This window comes from Bradyrhizobium sp. 1 (assembly GCF_023073315.1).
In the GTDB taxonomy this organism is placed as follows: Bacteria; Pseudomonadota; Alphaproteobacteria; order Rhizobiales; family Xanthobacteraceae; genus Bradyrhizobium.
Window position 1 is genome coordinate 536165 of sequence record NZ_JADPJH010000022.1, and the last position, 19742, is coordinate 555906.

The following is a 19742-nucleotide window of genomic DNA, read 5'->3' on the forward strand; positions in this document are numbered from 1 at the left end:
CAGCGCGCCCGAAGCATCAGGCCCAGTACCATTCGCGGATGTTCCAGCAATTGATGGAGGCGTTGATGTTGGGACGGAAGCCCTGCAGCCCCTCCTTCACGCCTTCGGCGATAAAACCCTGGAACATGGGCAGGATCGCGAGATCGTTGCGGATCAGCTTTTGCAGATCGCCATAGATGGTCTTGCGCCGCGCCAGATCGAACTGCTTGGCGCCTTCGGCGAGAAGACGATCGGCCTCGGGGCTCTGGTACTGGTAGGTGTTGTAGCCGCGGCCGCCCTTGGCGGGGATGGCGCCGGAGCCGAAGCGCGGCGTCACGTCGGGGTCGCTGCCGAGCATGAAGTTCACCCCCACGATCACCGAGTTGAATTTCGACTGCTGCCAGAAATCGCCCCAGATCACCGCAGCCGGCATGTTGTTGACGCGCATCGTCGCGCCGATCGCGCGCCAGTCCTGGATCAGGAGCTGCTGGGTCTGCTCGCGCACCGCATTGCCCGACGTCGTCGAGTTGGTGAATTCGAGCTTGACGCCGCCCTTCTCGCGCACGCCACCGGAGCCGCGTACCCATCCCGCCGCATCCAGCAGCGCATTGGCCTTGGCCGGATCGTATTTGTGTTGCGGCAATCCCTGCTGGAACGACCAGGCCTGCTGCGGCACGAAACTTTCAGTCAGACTCGGCAGGCCGTAATTCAGCGCATCGATAATCGCCTGCTTGTTGATCGCGAGATAGAGCGCCTCGCGTACAGTGCGGTCAGTGAAGGGACCGAAGTCCAGATTGGGCGCGATGTGCTCCACCGAGGACGTCGAGGACACGAAGATCTTGCGGCCCTTCAGCGTCTTCGCCTCCTGCACGAAGTTCGGCAAAATGCCTTGCAAACCAGTGTAGTCGACCTGGCCGGTGCGGAACTGGGTGTAGAGCACGGTGAGGTCGGGGATGTATTTGAAGACCACCCGTTCGACGTACGGACCCTTGCCGTGATAGCCGGTGTGAGCATTGAGGAGGATGTGGTCGCCGGGCACGCGCTCGCCCCAGCGGAACGGTCCGGTGCCGACGGGCGCATTGTGGAACGGCGAGGCGTTCGGATCGGTCACCTTCTCCAGGATATGTTTGGGCACGATGAAGGTCAGCGAGCCCAGGATCGACATGTACGGCGAATAGGGTGCTTCCATGCGCCAGTGGATCTCGTCCGCCGCGACGACCTTGATGTCCTTGACGAGGCTGTGGCCGACGCGGCTGCGCGCGCGGAAATTGGAATCGTTGATCAGATCGAGCGAGAACTTGACGTCGTCCGCCGTGAACGGCGTGCCGTCGTGCCACTTCACGTCCTTGCGCAGCTTGATCCTCCAGGTCAGGCCGTCGGCGGACAGGCCGCCATTCTCGATGGTCGGCACTTCGCGCGCGAGATCAGGGACGAAATTACCCTCGGGATCGATGTACCAGAGCAGCGAGAACACCTGCCACCAGATGCCCTGGTCGACCTCGATGCCGGGCATCAGCGGATGAAAGACCGTCGGCTCCTGCGACAGCGCCGCGATCACCTGCCCGCGCGGCTTGTCCGGCGGATTGGAGGGGCGTTCGGTCTGCGCGAACGCGTTGCCTGCAAGGCTCCATCCCGCCGCGGCGCCCGCGCCGAGCTGGAACAATTGTCGGCGATTCGGAATGCCGAGGTGATGCAGTCCGCCAGTGCCGAACTTGCCGGTGCTGTCTGCCATGACCAGTCTCCGTTCCCGCACGCGGCACCTCTCCCGCGCCCCGAGACCCCGGCAAAGGGACAGGAGTGGGCTTTAGTGCTTCTATATTTTTCAGTCAAAAGTTCATCATGACTAAATACAGCTGTCAATCACATTGCTAGGATGCGCGACGTTTTCACTCTGAGTGGGCCTCGAACCGATGTGGTCCGGGGCTGAGACGATGCATGGGAGAGCGACATGGATGGTCGCGGCGATACCAACGGCACCAAGGACGCCCCGCCGATCCGGACCGACGATGCGGTCGACCAGCGCCTCGGCGAGACCGTGCGGCTGCTGCGCCAGCGCGCCGGCCTCTCGATCCAGGACGTCGCCACCAAGACCGGCCTCTCCAACGGCATGATCAGCCAGCTCGAGCGCGCCCGCGCCATGCCGTCGATCCGGACGCTGCGCCTGCTCAGCATCGCGCTCGACGTTCCCATCTCCTATTTCTTCGAGACCACCGATTCTGCCGACCTGCAGCGCTACATCGTGCGCAAGAACAGCCGTCGCCTGCTGCGCCTGACCGCCAGCGGCGTCGTCAAGGAAGCGCTGACGCCGGCCGACAAAGGCCAGCTCGAGCTCTACGAGCTCACGCTCAATCCCGGCGCCTCCTCGGGCACCGATTTCTTGCAGCACACCGGCGAAAAGGCCGGCTACATCCTGTCCGGCAGCCTGCGGCTATGGCTCGACAACCAGGCCCATGTGCTGGAAGCGGGTGACAGTTTTCGTTTCCCAAGCATCGTGCCGCACTTGTTCGACAACCCGACCCAGCAGGCCGCGCGCGTGATCTGGGTCACGACGCTGCGCCAGACCGATTCGCCAGCAGGTTGAAGCCCCCGGCCATCCGCTCCGGAAATTGCCCCTCGACGGAGGGGCGCGGAATCGGTAGCTCACATGATGCCGGACTCCTCGACAGGGCGGCCGGGAGCAACCCGCGGCCGACGTGTTTGGTATGAGAGCATGAAACTCAGGGGGTTTCTGACACTCGCGATGGCCGCGCAGGTCATCGTGACCGCGGCGGCCCTCCTCGCCTCCTATGCCGTCACCGGAGCCGGCTTCGGCATTGCCCAGATCATCGCGTTGCTTGCGTGCGGCATCGTCGCGGTGCTGCTCGCACGGTTCTGCACGCGCGAGATCGAGACGGCGCAAGACAAGCGCAGCGCCGCGCAACTCGCCGAGCAGGCCCAGGCCAGCGCACAGATCACGCAAGCCGTCATCAAGACCGCGCTCGATGCCTTCGTTCAGACCGACGAAAGAGGTATCGTCCTCGAATGGAGCGTTCAGGCTGAGGCGCTGACGGGATGGACGCGCAAGGAGGCGCTGGGCGCCGACGTCGTCGACCTCCTCATCGCCGAGCCGCTCCGCGACGGCTTTCGGCAACGCATGATGCGGCTGCTGCCGGAACTGTCGGATACGCCCATCGGCATCCGCTTCGAAGCGACCCTGCTGCACCGGGAAGGCGAGGCGATCCTGATCGAGGCGTCGAGCTCGGTGCTCCGGCTCGGAGGCCGCACCCTCATCAACAATTTCGTCAAGGACGTCACCCAGAAGCGTGCCGCCGAGGAGCAGCTGATCCAGGCCCAGAAGATGGAGGCGGTGGGCCAACTCACCGGCGGCATCGCGCACGAATTCAACAACATGCTCACCGTGATCACGGGCACGATCGAGATTTTGGCCGATGCGGTGAAGGACAACCCGCCGCTTGCGACCATCACCAAGCTGATCAGCGAGGCGGCCGATCGCGGCGCCGCGCTGACGTCGAGCCTGCTGTCCTTTGCGCGCAAGCAGGCGCTGCAGCCTGCCGAGATCGACGTCAACGAATTGCTCGCAGAGCTGGCCAAACTGCTGCTGGCGACCTTCGACAAGAAGATCGAGATCGTGACCAGGCTCGACGGCAACGCCTGGCTCGCCTTCGCCGATCGTGGCCAATTAAGCTCGGCGCTGCTCAACCTCGCGATCAACGCCCGCGACGCGTTGCTGGATGGCGGCAGGCTGACGCTGTCGACGCGCAACGTCGTGTTCGGCGTGCGCGAGGCGGTCGCGGTCGGCGCCGGCTATGCCGGCGACTATGTCGAGATCGAGATCGCGGACAATGGCACCGGCATTCCGCAGGCGATCCTGGAGCGCATCTTCGATCCCTTCTTCTCGACCAAGGACGTCGGCAAGGGTACGGGGCTCGGGCTCAGCATGGTGTTCGGTTTCGTCAAGCAGTCCGGCGGCGGCATCAAGGTCTCTTCCGTCGAAGGCCGCGGCACGACATTCACGATCTACCTGCCGAAGGCCGAGACCAGCACGCTTCGCCCGACCGGTTATGACGCGCGCAAGGTCGTGGGCGGGACGGAAACCATCCTGTGCGTCGAGGACGATCGCGACGTCCGCCAATACGTCACGGTCCAGCTCGAAAGCCTCGGCTACAAGGTCATTCCCGCCGTCAACGCCGCCGAGGCGCTCGCCATCGCGGCCGCGGGCACGCCGTTCGATCTGCTCTTCACCGATATCGTGATGGCCGGAGCCTTGAACGGGCGGGAGCTCGCCGACGAGATGGTGGCTGCGCGTCCCTCGCTGCGAGTGCTGTTCACGTCGGGCTATGCCCACGACGCCCCGCATGGGCCGGGACACGCCACCATGGGCGCGCCGCTTCTGACAAAACCCTACCGCAAGGCCGAACTCGCGCGCATGCTGCGGCGCTCGCTCGACACCGCCGTCGATGTCGCCGGCGATCCGATCCCGACGCCGTACTCGGTGCAGGCCGAGGTCGAAGGCTTCCTGCGCAGGCAGGCGTCCGATCGCGACGGTCGTTAGCGCAAGGGTGGTGGATGGACTCCGCTCGCCGCCTGCGCAAAACTCCGCCCCAGCAAAGTTCCAATGGAGGGCGAGCCATGACTGCACTCGAAAAAGGCATCACCGCGAACGGCACCGGCTATGGCGGCAAGACCTGGAACATTCTGGGCCAGGTCTATTTCCCAAAGGCCGTCACCGAGTCCACCTTCGCGTTCGAGACCAACAGCGATCCGGGCCAGTTCGTGCCGGTGCACATCCATCCGACCCAGGACGAGTTCATCCTGGTGCAGGAAGGTACGCTCGACCTCAAGCTCGACGGCAAATGGGTGAAAGCCCATGCCGGCGACCTCGTGCGCCTGCCGCGCGGCATCCCGCACGGCTATTTCAACAAATCCGACAAACCGGCCCGCGCGCTGTTCTGGGTCTCGCCGATGCAGAAGCTGGAGGCGCTGTTCAACCAGCTTCACAACCTCACCGACCCCGCCGAAGTCGTACGCATCTCGGCACTGCATGAGGTCGACTTCCTGCCGCCCGAAGCCAACGACTAGGCTACGATCTCCCGGCTGACGAATCGCTGGGAGAGCCGGCCATGCTTGCACGACGTCACATTATTGCGGCCATAGGCGCGCTTGGGTTGTTGCTAATGACGCCCGCCGCGAGCCGGGCGCAAACGCTTAACGCGAAGCAGTCGGAGGCGGCCGCGGCCTACGATCGCGCGCTCGGCGATTTCAAATCCATCCTCGCCGAGCGGCGCAGCCAGATCGAGGCGAAGCAGCCGCTGCCGAACCTGCCGGGCCAGGCGCTCTATCTTGCCCGCGTCGCGATGATCAGCACTTACAAGGATCTTACGGACGCCGTGCCGTCGCGGATCGGCAAGCCGAACAAGTTCGGGATTCCACCCGCCTATTTCGACGCCGCGATCGAGCCGCTGGTCGACGAATATGCGAACCTGTTTGAGATCATGGAGGCACCGCCCGCAAGCGCACAGAATTCGGCGACGCCGTTCGAGGACGTCGTCAATCTCGCCGCCGCGATCGCACGCGCCAAGGGGCTTGCGCCGGCTGACGCCGACGCCGCGGGTCGCATCAGCCTGGGACTGTTCTTTGCGGAGACGAACGGCAAGCAAAACGTTCGCAATGGGCGCTCGAACACCTACATGGGCAGCTTCCAGACCGGCCCGTCCGAAGACCGCAACGGCCACAGGAAATGGGAGGCGATCAAGTCCGAGATCGCAGCCGCCAATCCCGAACTGAGCGCGCGCGACGACAAGGAAGAGGCACGCGCCCGCGGCACCGACCACCGCTTCAATCACTGGACCAATGTGCGCGACGGCCTGATGAACGCACATGCGGATGTCTTCCGCGATATCCCGGGAATCGTGAAGACACTGCCCGATCCGATTGACCAGATGAAGCTGTTCGAGCTGATCCAGATCATCCCGACGCCGACGCGGTCCGCGCTCAGATCGGGCGATCTCCTGAACTACAGGGTGTCCAGTGCCACCATCATGAAACATCTGCGCAACAACAGCATCTTCGCCTTCGGACAGGCCGACCGCGCGCGAAGCTCGGCGAGCTTCCGCGAAATTCTCGCTGCGATGTGGCTGTTCAAGCGGAAGTTCGAGAAGGCGATGGCGAAATATTCGGAGATCAAGGGGCGTTGAGGCATCGGTTGCAACCGCTACTGGAAATTGTAGGCTCTCGATCCGATCGGCAGCACGGACAATCTCATGCGCATGCTCATTCTCGGCGGCAGCCAGTTTCTGGGGCGCGCGATCGCGGCCCATGCCTGCATTGCCGGCCATGACGTCACCTGCGCCGCCCGCGGGCTCGCAGGGCCGATTGCGCAAGGCGCCCGCCTTATCCGGATCGACCGCGACATTGCAGATGGTCTTGCACCGCTCGCGGGTGAGACGTTCGATGCCGTGGTCGATGTCGCCCGTCATCCCGGCCAGGTCCGTCGCGCCGTCGCGGCGCTGAAACGGCCCGGCATCCACTGGACCTTCGTCTCCACGATCAGCGTTTACGCGGACAACCGCATACCGGGACAGCGCGCGGACACAGCCCCGCTGCGCGAGCCGGCGACCGAGGATGTGGAGCACAGCACCGACGCCATCTATGGCGCGGCGAAGGTCGCCTGCGAGCAGGCCGTTGGCGCGGACGCCTTCATCTGCCGGGCCGGCCTGATCGCCGGACCGGAAGATCCGACAGGACGCTTCGCCTACTGGCCGGCGCGGCTGGCGCGCGGCGGCGAGGTACTGTCGCCGGGATCGCCTGATGATGCCGTCCAGTTCATCGACGTGCGCGATCTCGCACATTGGATCGTGCATGCGGCCGAGGTTCGCCTCACCGGCACCTATGACGGGATTGGACCAATCAGCACGCGCGGCGAGTTCCTGACGGAATGCGCGTCGGCGCTGAACGCGTCCTGCGAATTCACCTGGATCGATCGCGCGTTTCTAGAAGCCCATGACGTCAGGCGCTGGGCCGGCCCGCGGTCACTGCCGATGTGGCTGCCCCTGCCCGACTTCGCCGGTTTTCTCACGCGCGATACCAGGCCGGCGCGCGAGGCTGGATTGAACTCGCGGCCATTGGGCAACACTGCGCGCGATACGCTCGACTGGCTCAACGCCAACAACGGGCCGGTCATCGGCCTCACCAGCGAAGAAGAGAAGGACGTTCTCGCCGCATGGCACGCGAAGAGGACGGCTTAGTTCTCCGGCTTGTAGCCATCCGTCAGCGTCTTCAGGAACGCGATGATGTCGGCCTCGTCCTGATCGGTCATCGCCGGCTTGTCACCGGGGTGACGATCGAAGGGCGGATCGGTGATGTCGACATTGGCGTGATATTTTTGCGGCAGGTCGTCATACTTCTGCACCGTGCCGTCGGCGGCGCGCGGAAACACTTTCTCCGGATTGGTATCGCGAAAGTTGTAGAAATCCATCACCTGTTCGAGCGTGCTGAAGACCCCGTTGTGGAAGAAGGCGTGCCGCGTTGCGGTGTTGCGCAGCGTCGGCGTCAGGAACATGCCGCAATATTGCGTCTGCTCGGAGATGTCGGTGCGATGCGGACCGCAGACGCCGAGGTCGAAATGATCGGGGTCGCGATTACCCGCGAGCGCGGCATTGCGCGGCGCGCCGAGCGCCTCGTATTGGTGATCGGTGAACAGCGGTGGCAGGCCGTCGCGGGTCGGCGTCGAGGTGTGGCAGCCGGCGCAATTGGCCTTATCAGGGTCGTTGAACAATTGCAGCCCGCGCAATTCGCTCTCGGACAGCCGCGCCTTGCCTTCGAGCCAGTGATCGTACTTGCTGGTGTAGGGATGAAAGCTCGGCTCCTCCACCTGATAGCGCGCGACCGCGAACATTGCCTCCGCGATCAGGAGCCGCTGATTCCTCAGCACGCCGGCGCCGAACAGCTCGACAAAGCGTTGCACATAGGGCGCGCGGCGCAGCTTGTCCGCGACGACCTCGGCGCTGCCGCCGTCCATCTCGTTGGGATCGAGCAGCGGAAACAGCGCCTGATCCTGCAACGTGTCGGCGCGGCCGTCCCAGAACAGGCCGCCCTGCGGCACGATGTTCGTCGACGCGCCGGTGCCGCCCGCGGTCTTCGTCGTGCGCGCCGCCTGCTGGCCGAGCGCGGCCATCTGCGCGAGGTCGATGACGTTGTCGTCGTCGCCCTTGTCGGGGCCGATGCTGAAATTCGGGTGGCGGTCGAGATAAGTCAGCGAGGGCACCGCGCGCGCGCCTTGGCGCAACAGGTTGGCGCCGCCGCGCATGACCGGCCCGTCATTGGGCGGACCGTAAGCATGATCCGCGCTATGGCAGGACGCACATGAGAGCATGCCCGATGACGACAGCGAGGCGTCGTAAAAGATCTCCCTGCCGAGCAGCGCCATCGCGGACAGCGGCGCGACCGGCGGACGCATCAGACGAACCGGGTTCGGGTTCAAACCCGTCTGGTTCGCCTCGGCAAATCCTTGCGTCCCGGCAGCAAAGACGGCGCCGGCCAGACAAAGCAGGCCGGCGCCGAGAAGCCACATGGTGCGGCTGTTCATATGACCAGACGTGCTAGTGGTGGTGGTGCTCGTCCGGCGGGCTGGTGATCACCGTGCCGGCAGTCGGGTCGAGGAACAGCGCATCGACCCGGAGATCGTGGCGATGATCCTGATCGAAGTCGAACAGATCCATGATCGAGCCGGAGCTCGCATCGAACGAGCCGCCACCGAGACGCTGGCCGCGCAGCCAATTGTCCTCGATGAACCGCACCACGGAAGCCTGCGAGATGTAGGTGCTGCTCACGTGGTTGGTCCTGGCGTAGGGCGAGACCACGATGAAGGGCACGCGGGTGCCCGGACCGCAGCGGCCGTTCACCGGCTTGCCGACCAGACCCTTCGGCGCAGGCTGCTTGCTGGCGCCCGGGCCGCACAGGCCCGGACCGTTGACCTGGTCGGCCGTCGGATCATACGAGGCGCTCTTCGGCGCAACGTACTGATGGTCGTACCAGCCGTCGGAGTCGTCATAGGTGATGATGACCGCGGTCTCGCGCCATTCCGGCAGCTTCTGGAGGAAGTTGATCAGCTCGACATTGCCGGCCTGCTCGTCGAGCGGATCGGAGTTGCCGGCGTGACCGTCCTGGAAGGCCGGCATCTTGATGTAGGAGACGGCCGGGAAATTGCCGGCCTTCACCGCGGCGTAGAAATCCTCGAGATCGTAGCCGTGATTGGCCGGATCCACCTTGCCGTTGAAGTCATGGGTATGGCCGATCGCGTGAACCGAGCTCGGACGCGCGTGGGTCGGGTTGGCCGTCGACTTGTAGTACTGGAACCAGGCGTGGTGCGGGATGTAGTCCACGATAGTGCCGTTGACGTTGCTGGAGAAGGTGCTGCGGCCGCAACCGGTGGTGCCGTTCGCGTTCTTGAGCGTCAGGTCGAAGCCGCCCATGAAGCTGCCCCAACTGATGTGCTCGGCGTTGAGAAGATCGCCGACGTTCTTGCCGTCCATCAGGATCGTGCTGGTCGCGCTCGAGCAGGGATCGTTGCCCGGATCGGTGTCGCCGATCAGCGTCAGGCCGCCCTGGCCGTCGGGAACGGTCTGGGTCGAAGTGCCGACGATGTTCTGCGCGCCGTTGGTCTGGCCGGAGATCACTTCGAGCATGCCCGGCGTCGACGGACCGAAGGTGTCGGTCCAGGCATTGTCGCTCATGGCGAAGTGCTGGGCGTAGTTCCAGAGGGCAGTTGTGGTGTTGCCATCGAAATAACCCATCACCTGACCGTTGGTGCCAAACGCGCCGGCACCGCCGGCAGTGCCGCGGCCGGTGAATTTCGGGAACAAATCGTCCTTGCCGTTGTCCACGGCCTGCTGTTCGGGCGTATAGGCGTGGTTCTGCGAGCGCGTGTTGGCCTGGGTGCGGTCGAGCCGGAACGGGTCCGTCGCGCCGGTGCCGTTGGCCGCGCTGTTGTTCGGGTTGTTCACCAGCAAATGGGCGTTGGCGAGGTTGTTGACCTTGGGCGTATGCGGCTTCGGCACGAACGGAATCGAGCCGGATGGATTGGCCGCGTTCGGATAGGTCGCAAAGTAATGATCGAACGAGCGGTTCTCGTTGAAGATGATCACGAGATGCTTGATCGGCGTCTCGGTGTGGATGTCATGGGGATGACGGTGATGATCGTCCTGATCATGCCCGTGATCGCGGTCGCGGCCGAAATCGTCCGCGAGGACGGGAAGCGTGCACGCGAGTGCGCTCGCGGCGGCGAAAATCGCCACCGTCGTCAGCAGTCTGGATTTCATTTTTTGACGCCCCGGAAATGAGGATGTTTACGATCAGAAATGTTCTAAACATCGGGAGTGACAGAGCTGTGTCAGTTTGACGCACGAGACACTTTGCGCGGTGGTCGAAACACAATTTATTTCGCTGGCGCTTGCTTCACCTCGCCGGACCACGGCACGCCGCTTTATTCCCCCGGGCGGATGCAAAAATGATCGCCGCTAAGTTGTTGCGCTATACGGCCGGGTGCATTTAGCTTTGCCGGACAAGAACATATCTTTCGGGGGAAACATGAAAGCCGCTCTTCGCAGGCGCACGCGCCATGCTGCATCAGCTCTGGTCGCAACGTCCCTGGCTGGCCTCGCGACTATCGCCGCGCATGCCGAGATCGTCGTCACCGCCAATGACGGCAAGATGGTGCTGGAGAACGGCAACGCGGTCGTGCGCAAGCAGCCGCTGCCGGACACGGTCAGCGTCATCGATCTCACCGATGGCGCGCTGAAACTGCTCGGCGAGGTGGCGGCTCCCGCCAGTGTGGTCGGGCCGCCGCCGAGCGTGGCGATTGCGCCGGATGGCGCCTTCGCGCTGGTCACGGGCGCCATGAAGGTCGATCCGGCGGATCCGACCAAGGCTGTGCCCGACGACAAGCTCTCGGTCATCGACCTGAGATCTTCGCCGCCAAAAGTGCTCGCGACGCTTCAGGCTGGCGCCGGCGCGGCCGGGGTATCGATCAACCGTGCAGGCACGCTGGCGCTGGTTGCGAACCGGAGCGAAGGCACCGTCTCGGTCTTTGCGATCAGCGGGAGCACGCTGACGCCGGCCGGCAAGATCCAGCTTGGTGATGCCAAGTCGGGCCCGAGCCACGCCGTGTTCTCGCGTGATGGCGCGACCGCGCTGGTCACCCGTGACGGCGACAGCAAGATCTCGCTCCTCACCGTGGACGGAACCAAGGTCGAATATGCCAAGCGCGACCTCTCCGCCGGCATCCGCCCCTACGACATCGATCTCACAGGCGGCGCGGTGGCGGTTGTCGGCAATGTCGGCGCCAGCAGCGGCGACAGCGACACGATCAGCCTGATCGACATGACGGCCAAGCCGATCCGAATCGTCACGACTGTTACCGTCGGGCAGACGCCGGAGGCCGTAAAAATGTCGCCCGACGGCAATCATGTGGCCGTCACCGTCATGAACGGCTCGAACAAGCCGTCGGCCTCGCCCTTCTTCAACGATTTCGGCCTGCTGAAGGTCTACAGGATTTCCGGCACCGACATCACGCCAGTGGCGGAAGCCAGGATCGGCCATTGGTGCCAGGGCATGGTGTGGTCGAAGGACTCCAAGCACGTCGTGGCCCAGTGCATGGTCGAGAACGAGCTGATCGCCTTCTCGTTCGACGGCAAGGCGCTGACCAAGACGTCCACACTCAAACTGCAGGTGAGCCCCGCGGGCATTCGCACCGCCGAGCCGTAGGGCCTGAGCAGCGGCGCAGCCATCCTGCGCCGCGCTACTCGGTGCGGATCGGCGTGTCCTTCAGGCCGTTGTTGTCATAGGCCTTGCGCAAGGTGCCGTTCGTCACCGCCTCGGTCATGAATTTCGTGACGAACGTCAGAGCCTGGCTGTGGCCAAGCGGCACAGCGACCGCCGTCACCGTCTTCTTGAAGGTCTCATCGAGCACCTTCGTGCCCGGAATCTTCTGCGACATCTTGTTGAGCTGGTCGCGCGACAGTGCGAAGGCGTCGACCTCGCCGCTCTTGAGGAGGCCGAATATTTCGTCATAGGTCTGATAGCCCGTGACTTTCGCATTCTTCAAATGCGCGACCGCGCCGCGCATGGTGGTGGTGGCGTTGACGGCCGCGACCTTGATGCCGGGCTGGTCGAGCGTCGCGAAATTGGTGACGTTTGATCCTGATTTGACGATGTAGGTGGCGTCGGCGACCTCGTAGATCGGGCCGAACATCATCTTGGCCTCGCGCTCGGGATCCTTCGGGAGCCAGGTGACGTCCCAAGCACCTTTTTCAAGAGTGCCCTTGCCGGCGGCGTCGGTGATCTGCCCGGAATTCTGGTGCACGACATAGTCGACGGGCACACCGAGCTGCGCCGCCATCTCCTTGCCGAGATCGACCGGCACGCCGGCATAGCCGGCCTCCGTCTTCGTGGACCAGAACGCACCGCCCGCGGGGCTGATCGCGATCGCGACCCGCAGCTTGCCGGTCGGCGCGATCTCGTCCTTCAAGCCATCGGCTAGCGCGGGCATGGCGAGGGCCGCTGCGAGAACGAGGCCGGCGAGCGCCGAGTGGAGCGATGTGGACATGTCATGTTCTCCTCACCTTTTCTTCTTCAGACCGCTCGCGTGCCGTCACACGGTCTTTAACATAATTCTGGTCGATCGTGCGCCCGATGAAAAGCGGTTTGTCATGATAAACCTGTCAAAGGCCACATCGCTGTTTGCAGTGCAAGGCCGGTGGCTGCCAAGAGACTGCCATGGCTATGGTGTTCCACGGCCGGACATTTGTTGCTAGCCTGCCGCACCGACAGACCGCAATCGGGGGCCTCCGAATGACCTGCGCTATTCCCGCTCATCTCGCACATCGCAATCGAGAGTGGAGACAGATCGGGCGGGCGCTGACCGCCTTGGCGGCCGTGGCCGTCCTCGCGGGCTGCGAGGACAAGAACGCCTTCGTTGCCCCGCCTCCGCCCAAGGTGGATGTGGCGACGCCGGTGCAGCGCCCGGTGACGCGCTATGTCGAGGCCACCGGCAACACCGCGCCGATCAAGAATGTCGATTTGGTCGCGCGCGTGCAGGGTTTTCTGCAATCGATCGACTATCAGGACGGCACCTTTGTCAAGCAGGGCACCCAACTGTTCACGATCGAGCCCGAGACCTACAAGCTCAAGCTCGAACAGGCGCAGGCAGCCGAGGCCGGCGCGCAGGCCTCGCTCAAACAGGCGGAAGCCGATTTCAAGCGGCAGGTCGACCTTGTTCAGCGCCAGGCCGTCTCGCAGGCGACCCTCGATACCTCGACAGCGACCCGCGACAACGCCCAGGCCAATCTCCAGCAGGCGCAGGCCAACACGAGGCTCGCCCAACTCAATTATGGCTATACCAAAGTGAGCGCGCCGTTCGACGGCATCGTCAGCGCGCATCTGGTCTCGACCGGCGAGCTCGTCGGCGTCGCCTCTCCGACCCAGCTCGCAACCATCGTCGCGATGGACCCGATCTGGGTGAACTTCACCGTCAACGAGCAGGACGTGCTGCGGATTCGGGCCGAGGCGCAGCGGCGCGGGTTGACGTCCGCCGACCTCAAGCAGTTTCCGATCCTGGTCGGCCTCCAGACCGAGACCGGCTATCCGCATGAAGGCCATCTCGACTATGTCGCGCCCACCATCAACCAGTCGACCGGTACGCTCGCGGTGCGCGGCCTCGTGCCCAACGACAAGCGGGTGCTGCTGCCCGGCTATTTCGTCCGCGTCCGCGTGCCCTTCAGCCAGGAGAAGGACGCGCTCCTCGTCCCCGACACCGCGCTCGGCAGCGATCAGGGCGGGCGCTATCTCCTCGTCGCCAACAGCGACAATGTCGTCGAGCAGCGCAAGGTGCAGATCGGTCCCGTCGACAACGGTCTGCGCGTGATCGAAAGCGGCCTGAAGCCCGATGACCGCGTGGTGACCGCGGGACTCCTGCGCGTGATCCCGGGTCAGAAGATCGATCCGCAGGTGACGAAGATCGAGCAGCCCCAGGCGTCTGCGAAGTAGGGAGCGGACGCCATGATCTCAAAATTCTTCATCGAGCGGCCGGTCCTCTCGAACGTCATCGCGCTGCTGATGATCCTGATCGGCGGCGTCGCGCTGTTCAATCTCGCGATCGCGCAATATCCCGACGTGGTGCCGCCGACCGTGCAGGTGACCACGCGCTATCCCGGCGCCAGCGCCAAGACCGTGATCGACACAGTTGCCTTGCCGATCGAACAACAGGTCAACGGCGTCGAGGACATGCTCTATATGCAGTCCTACAGCGCCTCCGACGGCACCTATACGCTGACCGTGACCTTCAAGATCGGCACCGACCTCAATTTCGCGCAGGTGCTGGTGCAGAACCGCGTCTCCAGCGCACTGTCGCAGTTGCCGTCCTCGGTGCAGAACCAGGGCGTCACCGTCCAGAAGAAATCGACCTCGATCCTTTTGTTCGTGACGCTGACCTCGCCGGACTCCCGGTTCGACAGCCTCTATTTGAGCAACTACGCCACCATCAACATCCGCGACGAGCTTTCACGTTTGCCCGGCGTCGGCAACGTCACCGTGTTCGGCGCCGGCCAGTATTCGATGCGCATCTGGCTCGACCCCAACAAGCTCCAGGCCCGCGGATTGGTGCCGCAGGACGTCATCCAGGCGATCCAGCAGCAGAGCCAGCAGGTCTCGGCCGGCCAGGTCGGCGCGCCGCCGACGCCGCCGGGCCAGGCGTTCCAGTACACGCTCAATGTCAACGGCCGGCTCGACGACACCAGCCAGTTCGACAACATCATCGTCAAATCAGGCACCAGCGGCGACGTCACGCGCGTGCGCGATGTCGGCTCGGTCGAATTAGGCGCGCAGACCTACAGCCAGATCTTCTCGCTGAACAAGCAGCCCGCCACCGGCATCGGCGTATTCCAGTCGCCCGGCGCCAATGCGCTCGAGGTCGAGCAGGCCGTCGAGAAGAAGATGGCGGAGCTTGCGAAGGCCTTCCCGCAGGGCATGAAGTACGACACGCCGTTCGACACCACCAAGTTCGTGCAGGCCTCGGTGCACGAGGTCTACATGACGCTGATCGAGGCCGGCCTGCTGGTGCTGGCCGTGATCCTGGTGTTCCTGCAGGACTGGCGCGCGATGCTGGTGCCGGCGACGACCGTGCCTGTCACCATCATCGGCGCATTCGCCGCGATGGCGGCACTCGGCTTCACCATCAACATGTCGACGCTGTTTGCGATCGTGCTCGCGATCGGCATCGTCGTCGACGACGCCATCGTCGTGGTGGAAGGCGCGGCCCACAATATCGAGCAGGGCATGAACGGCCACGACGCCGCGATCAAGGCGATGGACCAGCTGTTCGCGCCGATCGTCGGCATCACGCTGGTGCTGATCTCGGTGTTCCTGCCGGCCTCGTTCCTCGCCGGCCTCACCGGGCGCATCTATTCGCAATTCGCGCTGGTGATCGCGGCGACCGCGCTGTTGTCCGCCATCAACGCCGCGACCTTGAAGCCGACGCAATGCGCGCTGTGGCTGCGGCCGACGGTGCCGCCGGAGCAGCGCAACTTCTTCTATCGCGGCTTCAACAATGTCTATAACCGCGTCGAGCGTGGCTATACGCGGCTGATCACCTTCCTATGCAGGCACGCAACGATCTCGGTCGCTTTCGCGCTGGTGGTGATCGGGCTCAGCGGCTACGGCCTGTCGCGGGTGCCGACCGGCTTCCTGCCGATCGAGGATCAGGGCTATCTGATCGCCGCCATTCAGCTGCCCGACGGCGCTTCGCTGGAGCGGACCCAAAAGGTGCTCGACACGGCCAGCGGGATCATCAAGGAAACGCCCGGCGTGGCGCAGGTCATCACCATCGCCGGCATCTCCGCGCTCGACAGCAGCGCCAGCCTTGCCAATGCCGGCGTCGCCTACATCATCCTGAAGGACTGGGACGCGCGCAAAGGCCCCGGCGAGGATTTGCGCTCGCTGGTCTACGGGCTCAACGACAAGCTAGCGGTGATCATGGAAGCACGCACCCTCGTGCTGCCGCCGCCGCCCATTCAAGGCATCGGCAACGCCGCCGGCTTCTCGATGCAGGTCGAGCTGCGCGACGGCAACAGCGATTTCGCCAAGCTTCAGGCGATCACCGGCGCGATGGTCTCCAACGGCCAGAGCCAGAGCGCGCTCCAGCGCGTGCAGTCCTCGTTCCGCTCGTCGGTGCCGCAATTCAACGTCGAGATCGACCGCATCAAGACCCAGACGCTGCACGTCACCACCGATCAGGTGTTCTCGGCGCTGTCGACTTATCTCGGCTCGTCCTATGTCAACCAGTTCAACAAGTTCGGCCGCGTGTTCCAGGTCTATACGCAGGCCGATCCCGCCTTCCGCGTCACCGAGCGCGACATCGCCAACATGCAGGTGCGCAACTCGAACGGCGACATGATCCCGATCGGTACCGTCGCCACGATCACGCCGGCCACCGGCCCGTCGCTGATCAGCCTCTACAATCTCTATCCCTCCTCGACCGTGATCGGCCTGCCGGCGCAGGGCTATTCGTCCGGCCAGTCGCTGACGCTGATGGAAGATATCGCGGCAAAGACGCTGCCGCCGGGCACCGGCTTCGAATGGACTGCAATGTCCTATCAGGAGAAGGCGGTCAGTAACCAGATCTACTGGGTGTTCGGGCTCGCGATGCTGCTGGTCTACATGGTGTTGGCCGGTCAGTATGAGAGCTGGTACGCGCCGATCTCGGTGATCCTCGCGGTGCCGCTGTCGCTGCTCGGGCCGATGCTGATCCTCTCCGGCCTCAAGATCGACAACAACCTCTATTGCCAGATCGGCCTGATCCTGCTGATCGCGCTGTCGGCCAAGAACGCGATCCTGATCGTCGAGGTCGGGCTGGAACTGCACGGCCGCGACGGCAAGCCGGTGCTGGAAAGCGCGATCGAGGCGGCGCGCGCCCGCTTTCGCCCGATCCTGATGACGTCGTTCGCCTTCATCCTCGGCGTGGTGCCGCTGGTGATCGCGACCGGCGCCGGCGCCAGCGCGCGCAAGTCGATCGGCATCACCGTGTTCTCGGGCATGCTGGCCTCGACCTGCCTGGCGGTGCTGTTCGTGCCCGCCTTCTTCGTGGTGGTGCAGCGGTTCGAGAACTGGCGGGCGTCGAAGAAGGCGCCGAAGGCGCAGCCGGTGGCGGAGGCGAAGCCCTAGGCCTTCTCCGCCGGCGCCTGCCGTGCCTCGCCGCTCGACACCAGCAGCACCGAAACCTTCGACTGCCTGAGCACCGCATCGGCGACACCGCCGAAAGAGAGATGGTCGCCCTGGATGCGATCGACACCCATAACCACGAGATCGACATCGGTGGTCTCGATCTCGCGCAGGATCGCCAGCTCCGGCGCCCGGTTCACACGCAGCGTCGTCGTGATATCGACCTCGTAGCGGGCGGCAAGATCGCTGGCGTCCTTGAGGATGCCGGCCTCCTGGCTCAGGCCGCGCGAGGCGCCGCGCTGCGCGCCCTTGTCCCTTGTCGTCGCGACATAGATCACCCGGAGCGAACCTGAGCCCGCCTGTGTCAGCGCCACCGCGACCTCGGTGCCGCGCTTGGAGACGCCGCTGCCGGAGACCGGAACGAGGATGTTGAGCGCATCCGGCATCGGCTGCTTCAGGTGCGTGCCATTGACCGCCACGATCGCGAGCGGTCCTTCGAACTTTGCAGCGATATCCTCGATCTTGCGGTCGAAGCGATCCTTGGTGGCCGCGACCTTGTCCACGCCGACGACAAGGAGATCAAAGCCTTTCTTCGCTTCATCTCCGATCGTCTCGCCGAGCCCGGCTTTGCGGACACGCGTGGCGACATCGACGTTGCCGACGTCTTCGGCGCTGTTCGCGGACACCGTTTCCGCCGCCTTCTTCACCACGGCTTCGTGGCTCGCCTCCTCGTCGCGGCCCTTCTCCTGATCCTTCGCACGCTTGCCGATATGCAGCACGGTGATCGGCAGGCCGCGCATGCCGGCGATCAACCCCGCGATATGCGCGGCGAAGGTGGCATTGATGCTTTCGTCCACGGCAAGCAGGGGGCGTTCGAGATTGGCGACGAAGCCGCGCTTCTCGAATTCCTCCCGTTCCAGCCGCTCCATTTCCTCTTTGTTCATCGGCAATTTTGCCAGCGCAGCGCGCAGCATGGGCGGCATCGCCATCGTGGTCACGATCGCCATGGTCACGATCATCGTGAACAGGTTCTGGCTGAGCACGCCGATGGAGAGACCAATGGTCGCGATGATCACCTCGGTCGAGCCGCGCGCGTTCATGCCGCTCGCAAGCGCCAGCGACTCCCTTGTGCTCAGCCCGCCCAAGGTGCCGCCGACGAAGGCACCGCCGAACTTGCCGACGCTGGCGATCACGACCAGCAGGCCGGTGAGCATCAGCAGATTGGGATCGCGCAGCACCGAGAGATCGGCGCTCAGTCCTGCGAGCCCGAAGAACACCGGCATGAAGAAGCTCGAAATCAGGCCGCGCAGGCGCTCGTCGATCTGCCGCGTCAGGATCGGGGACTCGCCGACGAGAATGCCGGCAACGAAGGCGCCGAGCACCGTGTGCACGCCGATCGCATGCGTGATTAGCGCCATAACACACATCAGCAGGAGGATGACTGTGATCACCGCGGCGGTGCTGACGAGATTGTCGTTGGCCCAGCGAATCAGCTGAAACACCAGCCGGCGGCCGATGGTGAAGCTCACGGCAAGGAAGGCGAGCGTGCCCAGCACGGCTCTCGCCACCGAGGCGATGTCCAGCGTGCCGTGCGAGGCGAGGCTGAAGATGACGGCGATGATGATCCAGCCGATGGTGTCGTCGATCACTGCGGTCGCGACGATGATCTGGCCGACATTGCGGCGCATGAAGTTCATCTCGCGCACGACCACGGCGACGATCTTCACGGAAGAGATCGACAGCGCCGTGCCCATGAACAGCGAGGCGACCAGCCGCTGTTGCGGATTGGGCAGCAGCGCGTCGGGCAGGAATTCGCCGAGCGCAAAACCGCAGGCGAAGGGCACGAGGATGCCGGCAATCGAGATCGCGACGGCGGCCTTGCCGACCTTCTTCACCAGCTTGAGGTCGGTCTCCATGCCGGTCAGCAACAACAGCAACAGGATGCCGAACTGCGCGATGCCGTCGATCATCGCCTTTTGCTCGGGCGTTTTGGGGAAGATCGCGTGCTGCGCTTCGGGCCAGATCCAGCCGAACAGCGAGGGTCCGAGGATGATGCCGGCGAGCAATTCGCCGATCACCGAGGGCTGGCCGATCCGCTGCATGATCTCGCCGAGGCCGCGCCCGACGGCGATCAACAGCACGATCTGCGCCACCAGCAGGAATTCGGACGGACTGGCGGACTTGCCACCCTCGGCACTGGCCGCAATGGTGGTGAGGACAAGCGCCACGGGGACAAGGCCGGCCGGTCGAAGCAGGCGCCACTGCATGCAGATGTCTTTTCCCTCACCCGCCCCGGCCGCCGGGGCCACAGCGGATAGAACCCGCGAGAGGTGGAGCGGGTTCCCGGCTGTCGTGGTGTGACGTCTGGATTGCTTCGTCGCAAGGGCTCCTCGCAATGACGGTGAGAGAGAGTGCCGGCCTCACGCTGCGCTCGTACCCCGGACGCAGCGCAGCGCCTCTTCGGCGGTGCGCTGCAGAGCCGGGGCCCATGTCTCGGCGAACGGAAAATTTCTGGGTCCCGGCTCTGCGCAGCAGCGTTGCACGCTGCAGCGCGT

Annotated in this window: 13 protein-coding genes; 8 read left to right on the plus strand and 5 right to left on the minus strand. The window is 64.4% G+C overall.

Annotated elements, in window-relative coordinates; genetic code table 11:
• Positions 1–16: 16 nt before the first annotated feature.
• The gene (locus IVB29_RS19280) at positions 17–1711 is read right to left on the minus strand and encodes a peptide ABC transporter substrate-binding protein (RefSeq protein WP_247504941.1); all 1695 of its coding nucleotides are present in this window, start codon (positions 1709–1711) and stop codon (positions 17–19) included.
• A gap of 216 nt (positions 1712–1927) precedes the next feature.
• Here IVB29_RS19280 and IVB29_RS19285 point away from each other — a divergent pair, with 216 nt between their 5' ends.
• The 5 genes from IVB29_RS19285 (at position 1928) to IVB29_RS19305 (ending at position 7223) form a co-directional block, all read left to right on the plus strand.
• Positions 1928–2560 (plus strand): cupin domain-containing protein, encoded by a 633-nt coding sequence (locus tag IVB29_RS19285; protein ID WP_247504942.1) that lies wholly within the window; start codon positions 1928–1930, stop codon positions 2558–2560.
• A 129-nt stretch (positions 2561–2689) separates the two neighbouring features.
• A complete protein-coding gene (locus tag IVB29_RS19290) occupies positions 2690–4531 on the plus strand; it encodes an ATP-binding protein (RefSeq protein ID WP_247504943.1) in 1842 nt (613 codons plus the stop codon).
• Between the two features lie 77 nt (positions 4532–4608).
• Positions 4609–5058: a cupin domain-containing protein gene (locus IVB29_RS19295; RefSeq protein WP_148772773.1), complete on the plus strand. Its 450-nt coding sequence runs from the start codon at positions 4609–4611 to the stop codon at positions 5056–5058.
• A 41-nt stretch (positions 5059–5099) separates the two neighbouring features.
• Complete coding sequence (locus IVB29_RS19300) at positions 5100–6173, plus strand: hypothetical protein (protein WP_247504944.1); 1074 nt, start codon at positions 5100–5102, stop codon at positions 6171–6173.
• 66 nt (positions 6174–6239) lie between these two features.
• Positions 6240–7223, plus strand: coding sequence for an NAD-dependent epimerase/dehydratase family protein (locus IVB29_RS19305; protein ID WP_247504945.1), 984 nt, complete (start codon positions 6240–6242; stop codon positions 7221–7223).
• On the opposite strand, the gene IVB29_RS19310 is transcribed toward IVB29_RS19305, so the two are convergent.
• Entirely contained in the window at positions 7220–8563 is a 1344-nt protein-coding gene (locus IVB29_RS19310) for a cytochrome c peroxidase (RefSeq protein ID WP_247504946.1), read from the minus strand. The two genes, IVB29_RS19305 and IVB29_RS19310, sit on opposite strands and share 4 nt — an antisense overlap.
• Before the next feature lie 13 nt (positions 8564–8576).
• Positions 8577–10295, minus strand: a complete 1719-nt coding sequence (locus IVB29_RS19315; RefSeq protein WP_247504947.1) for an alkaline phosphatase family protein — start codon at positions 10293–10295, stop codon at positions 8577–8579.
• Positions 10296–10563: 268 nt separating this feature from the next.
• Between IVB29_RS19315 and IVB29_RS19320 the strand changes: the two genes are divergently transcribed.
• Positions 10564–11739, plus strand: a complete 1176-nt coding sequence (locus IVB29_RS19320; protein WP_247504948.1) for a beta-propeller fold lactonase family protein — start codon at positions 10564–10566, stop codon at positions 11737–11739.
• A gap of 34 nt (positions 11740–11773) precedes the next feature.
• Here IVB29_RS19320 and IVB29_RS19325 read toward each other — a convergent pair whose 3' ends face one another.
• Positions 11774–12580: an ABC transporter substrate-binding protein gene (locus IVB29_RS19325; RefSeq protein WP_247504949.1), complete on the minus strand. Its 807-nt coding sequence runs from the start codon at positions 12578–12580 to the stop codon at positions 11774–11776.
• A 245-nt stretch (positions 12581–12825) separates the two neighbouring features.
• Here IVB29_RS19325 and IVB29_RS19330 point away from each other — a divergent pair, with 245 nt between their 5' ends.
• Both IVB29_RS19330 and IVB29_RS19335 read left to right on the plus strand, forming a co-directional pair.
• The gene (locus IVB29_RS19330; protein ID WP_247504950.1) at positions 12826–14019 is read left to right on the plus strand and encodes an efflux RND transporter periplasmic adaptor subunit; all 1194 of its coding nucleotides are present in this window, start codon (positions 12826–12828) and stop codon (positions 14017–14019) included.
• 12 nt (positions 14020–14031) lie between these two features.
• A complete protein-coding gene (locus tag IVB29_RS19335) occupies positions 14032–17190 on the plus strand; it encodes a multidrug efflux RND transporter permease subunit (RefSeq protein ID WP_247504951.1) in 3159 nt (1052 codons plus the stop codon).
• On the opposite strand, the gene IVB29_RS19340 is transcribed toward IVB29_RS19335, so the two are convergent.
• Entirely contained in the window at positions 17187–19454 is a 2268-nt protein-coding gene (locus tag IVB29_RS19340) for a cation:proton antiporter (protein ID WP_247504952.1), read from the minus strand. The genes IVB29_RS19335 and IVB29_RS19340 overlap by 4 nt on opposite strands.
• Between the last annotated feature and the right edge of the window lie 288 nt (positions 19455–19742).

Bases quoted from the DNA above. Each gene is read 5' to 3' on its own strand.
- IVB29_RS19280 (WP_247504941.1), bottom strand. From the start codon at position 1,711: ATGGCAGACAGCACCGGCAAGTTCGGCACTGGCGGACTGCATCACCTC.
- IVB29_RS19285 (WP_247504942.1), top strand. From the start codon at position 1,928: ATGGATGGTCGCGGCGATACCAACGGCACCAAGGACGCCCCGCCGATC.
- IVB29_RS19290 (WP_247504943.1), top strand. From the start codon at position 2,690: ATGAAACTCAGGGGGTTTCTGACACTCGCGATGGCCGCGCAGGTCATC.
- IVB29_RS19295 (WP_148772773.1), top strand. From the start codon at position 4,609: ATGACTGCACTCGAAAAAGGCATCACCGCGAACGGCACCGGCTATGGC.
- IVB29_RS19300 (WP_247504944.1), top strand. From the start codon at position 5,100: ATGCTTGCACGACGTCACATTATTGCGGCCATAGGCGCGCTTGGGTTG.
- IVB29_RS19305 (WP_247504945.1), top strand. From the start codon at position 6,240: ATGCGCATGCTCATTCTCGGCGGCAGCCAGTTTCTGGGGCGCGCGATC.
- IVB29_RS19310 (WP_247504946.1), bottom strand. From the start codon at position 8,563: ATGAACAGCCGCACCATGTGGCTTCTCGGCGCCGGCCTGCTTTGTCTG.
- IVB29_RS19315 (WP_247504947.1), bottom strand. From the start codon at position 10,295: ATGAAATCCAGACTGCTGACGACGGTGGCGATTTTCGCCGCCGCGAGC.
- IVB29_RS19320 (WP_247504948.1), top strand. From the start codon at position 10,564: ATGAAAGCCGCTCTTCGCAGGCGCACGCGCCATGCTGCATCAGCTCTG.
- IVB29_RS19325 (WP_247504949.1), bottom strand. From the start codon at position 12,580: ATGTCCACATCGCTCCACTCGGCGCTCGCCGGCCTCGTTCTCGCAGCG.
- IVB29_RS19330 (WP_247504950.1), top strand. From the start codon at position 12,826: ATGACCTGCGCTATTCCCGCTCATCTCGCACATCGCAATCGAGAGTGG.
- IVB29_RS19335 (WP_247504951.1), top strand. From the start codon at position 14,032: ATGATCTCAAAATTCTTCATCGAGCGGCCGGTCCTCTCGAACGTCATC.
- IVB29_RS19340 (WP_247504952.1), bottom strand. From the start codon at position 19,454: ATGCAGTGGCGCCTGCTTCGACCGGCCGGCCTTGTCCCCGTGGCGCTT.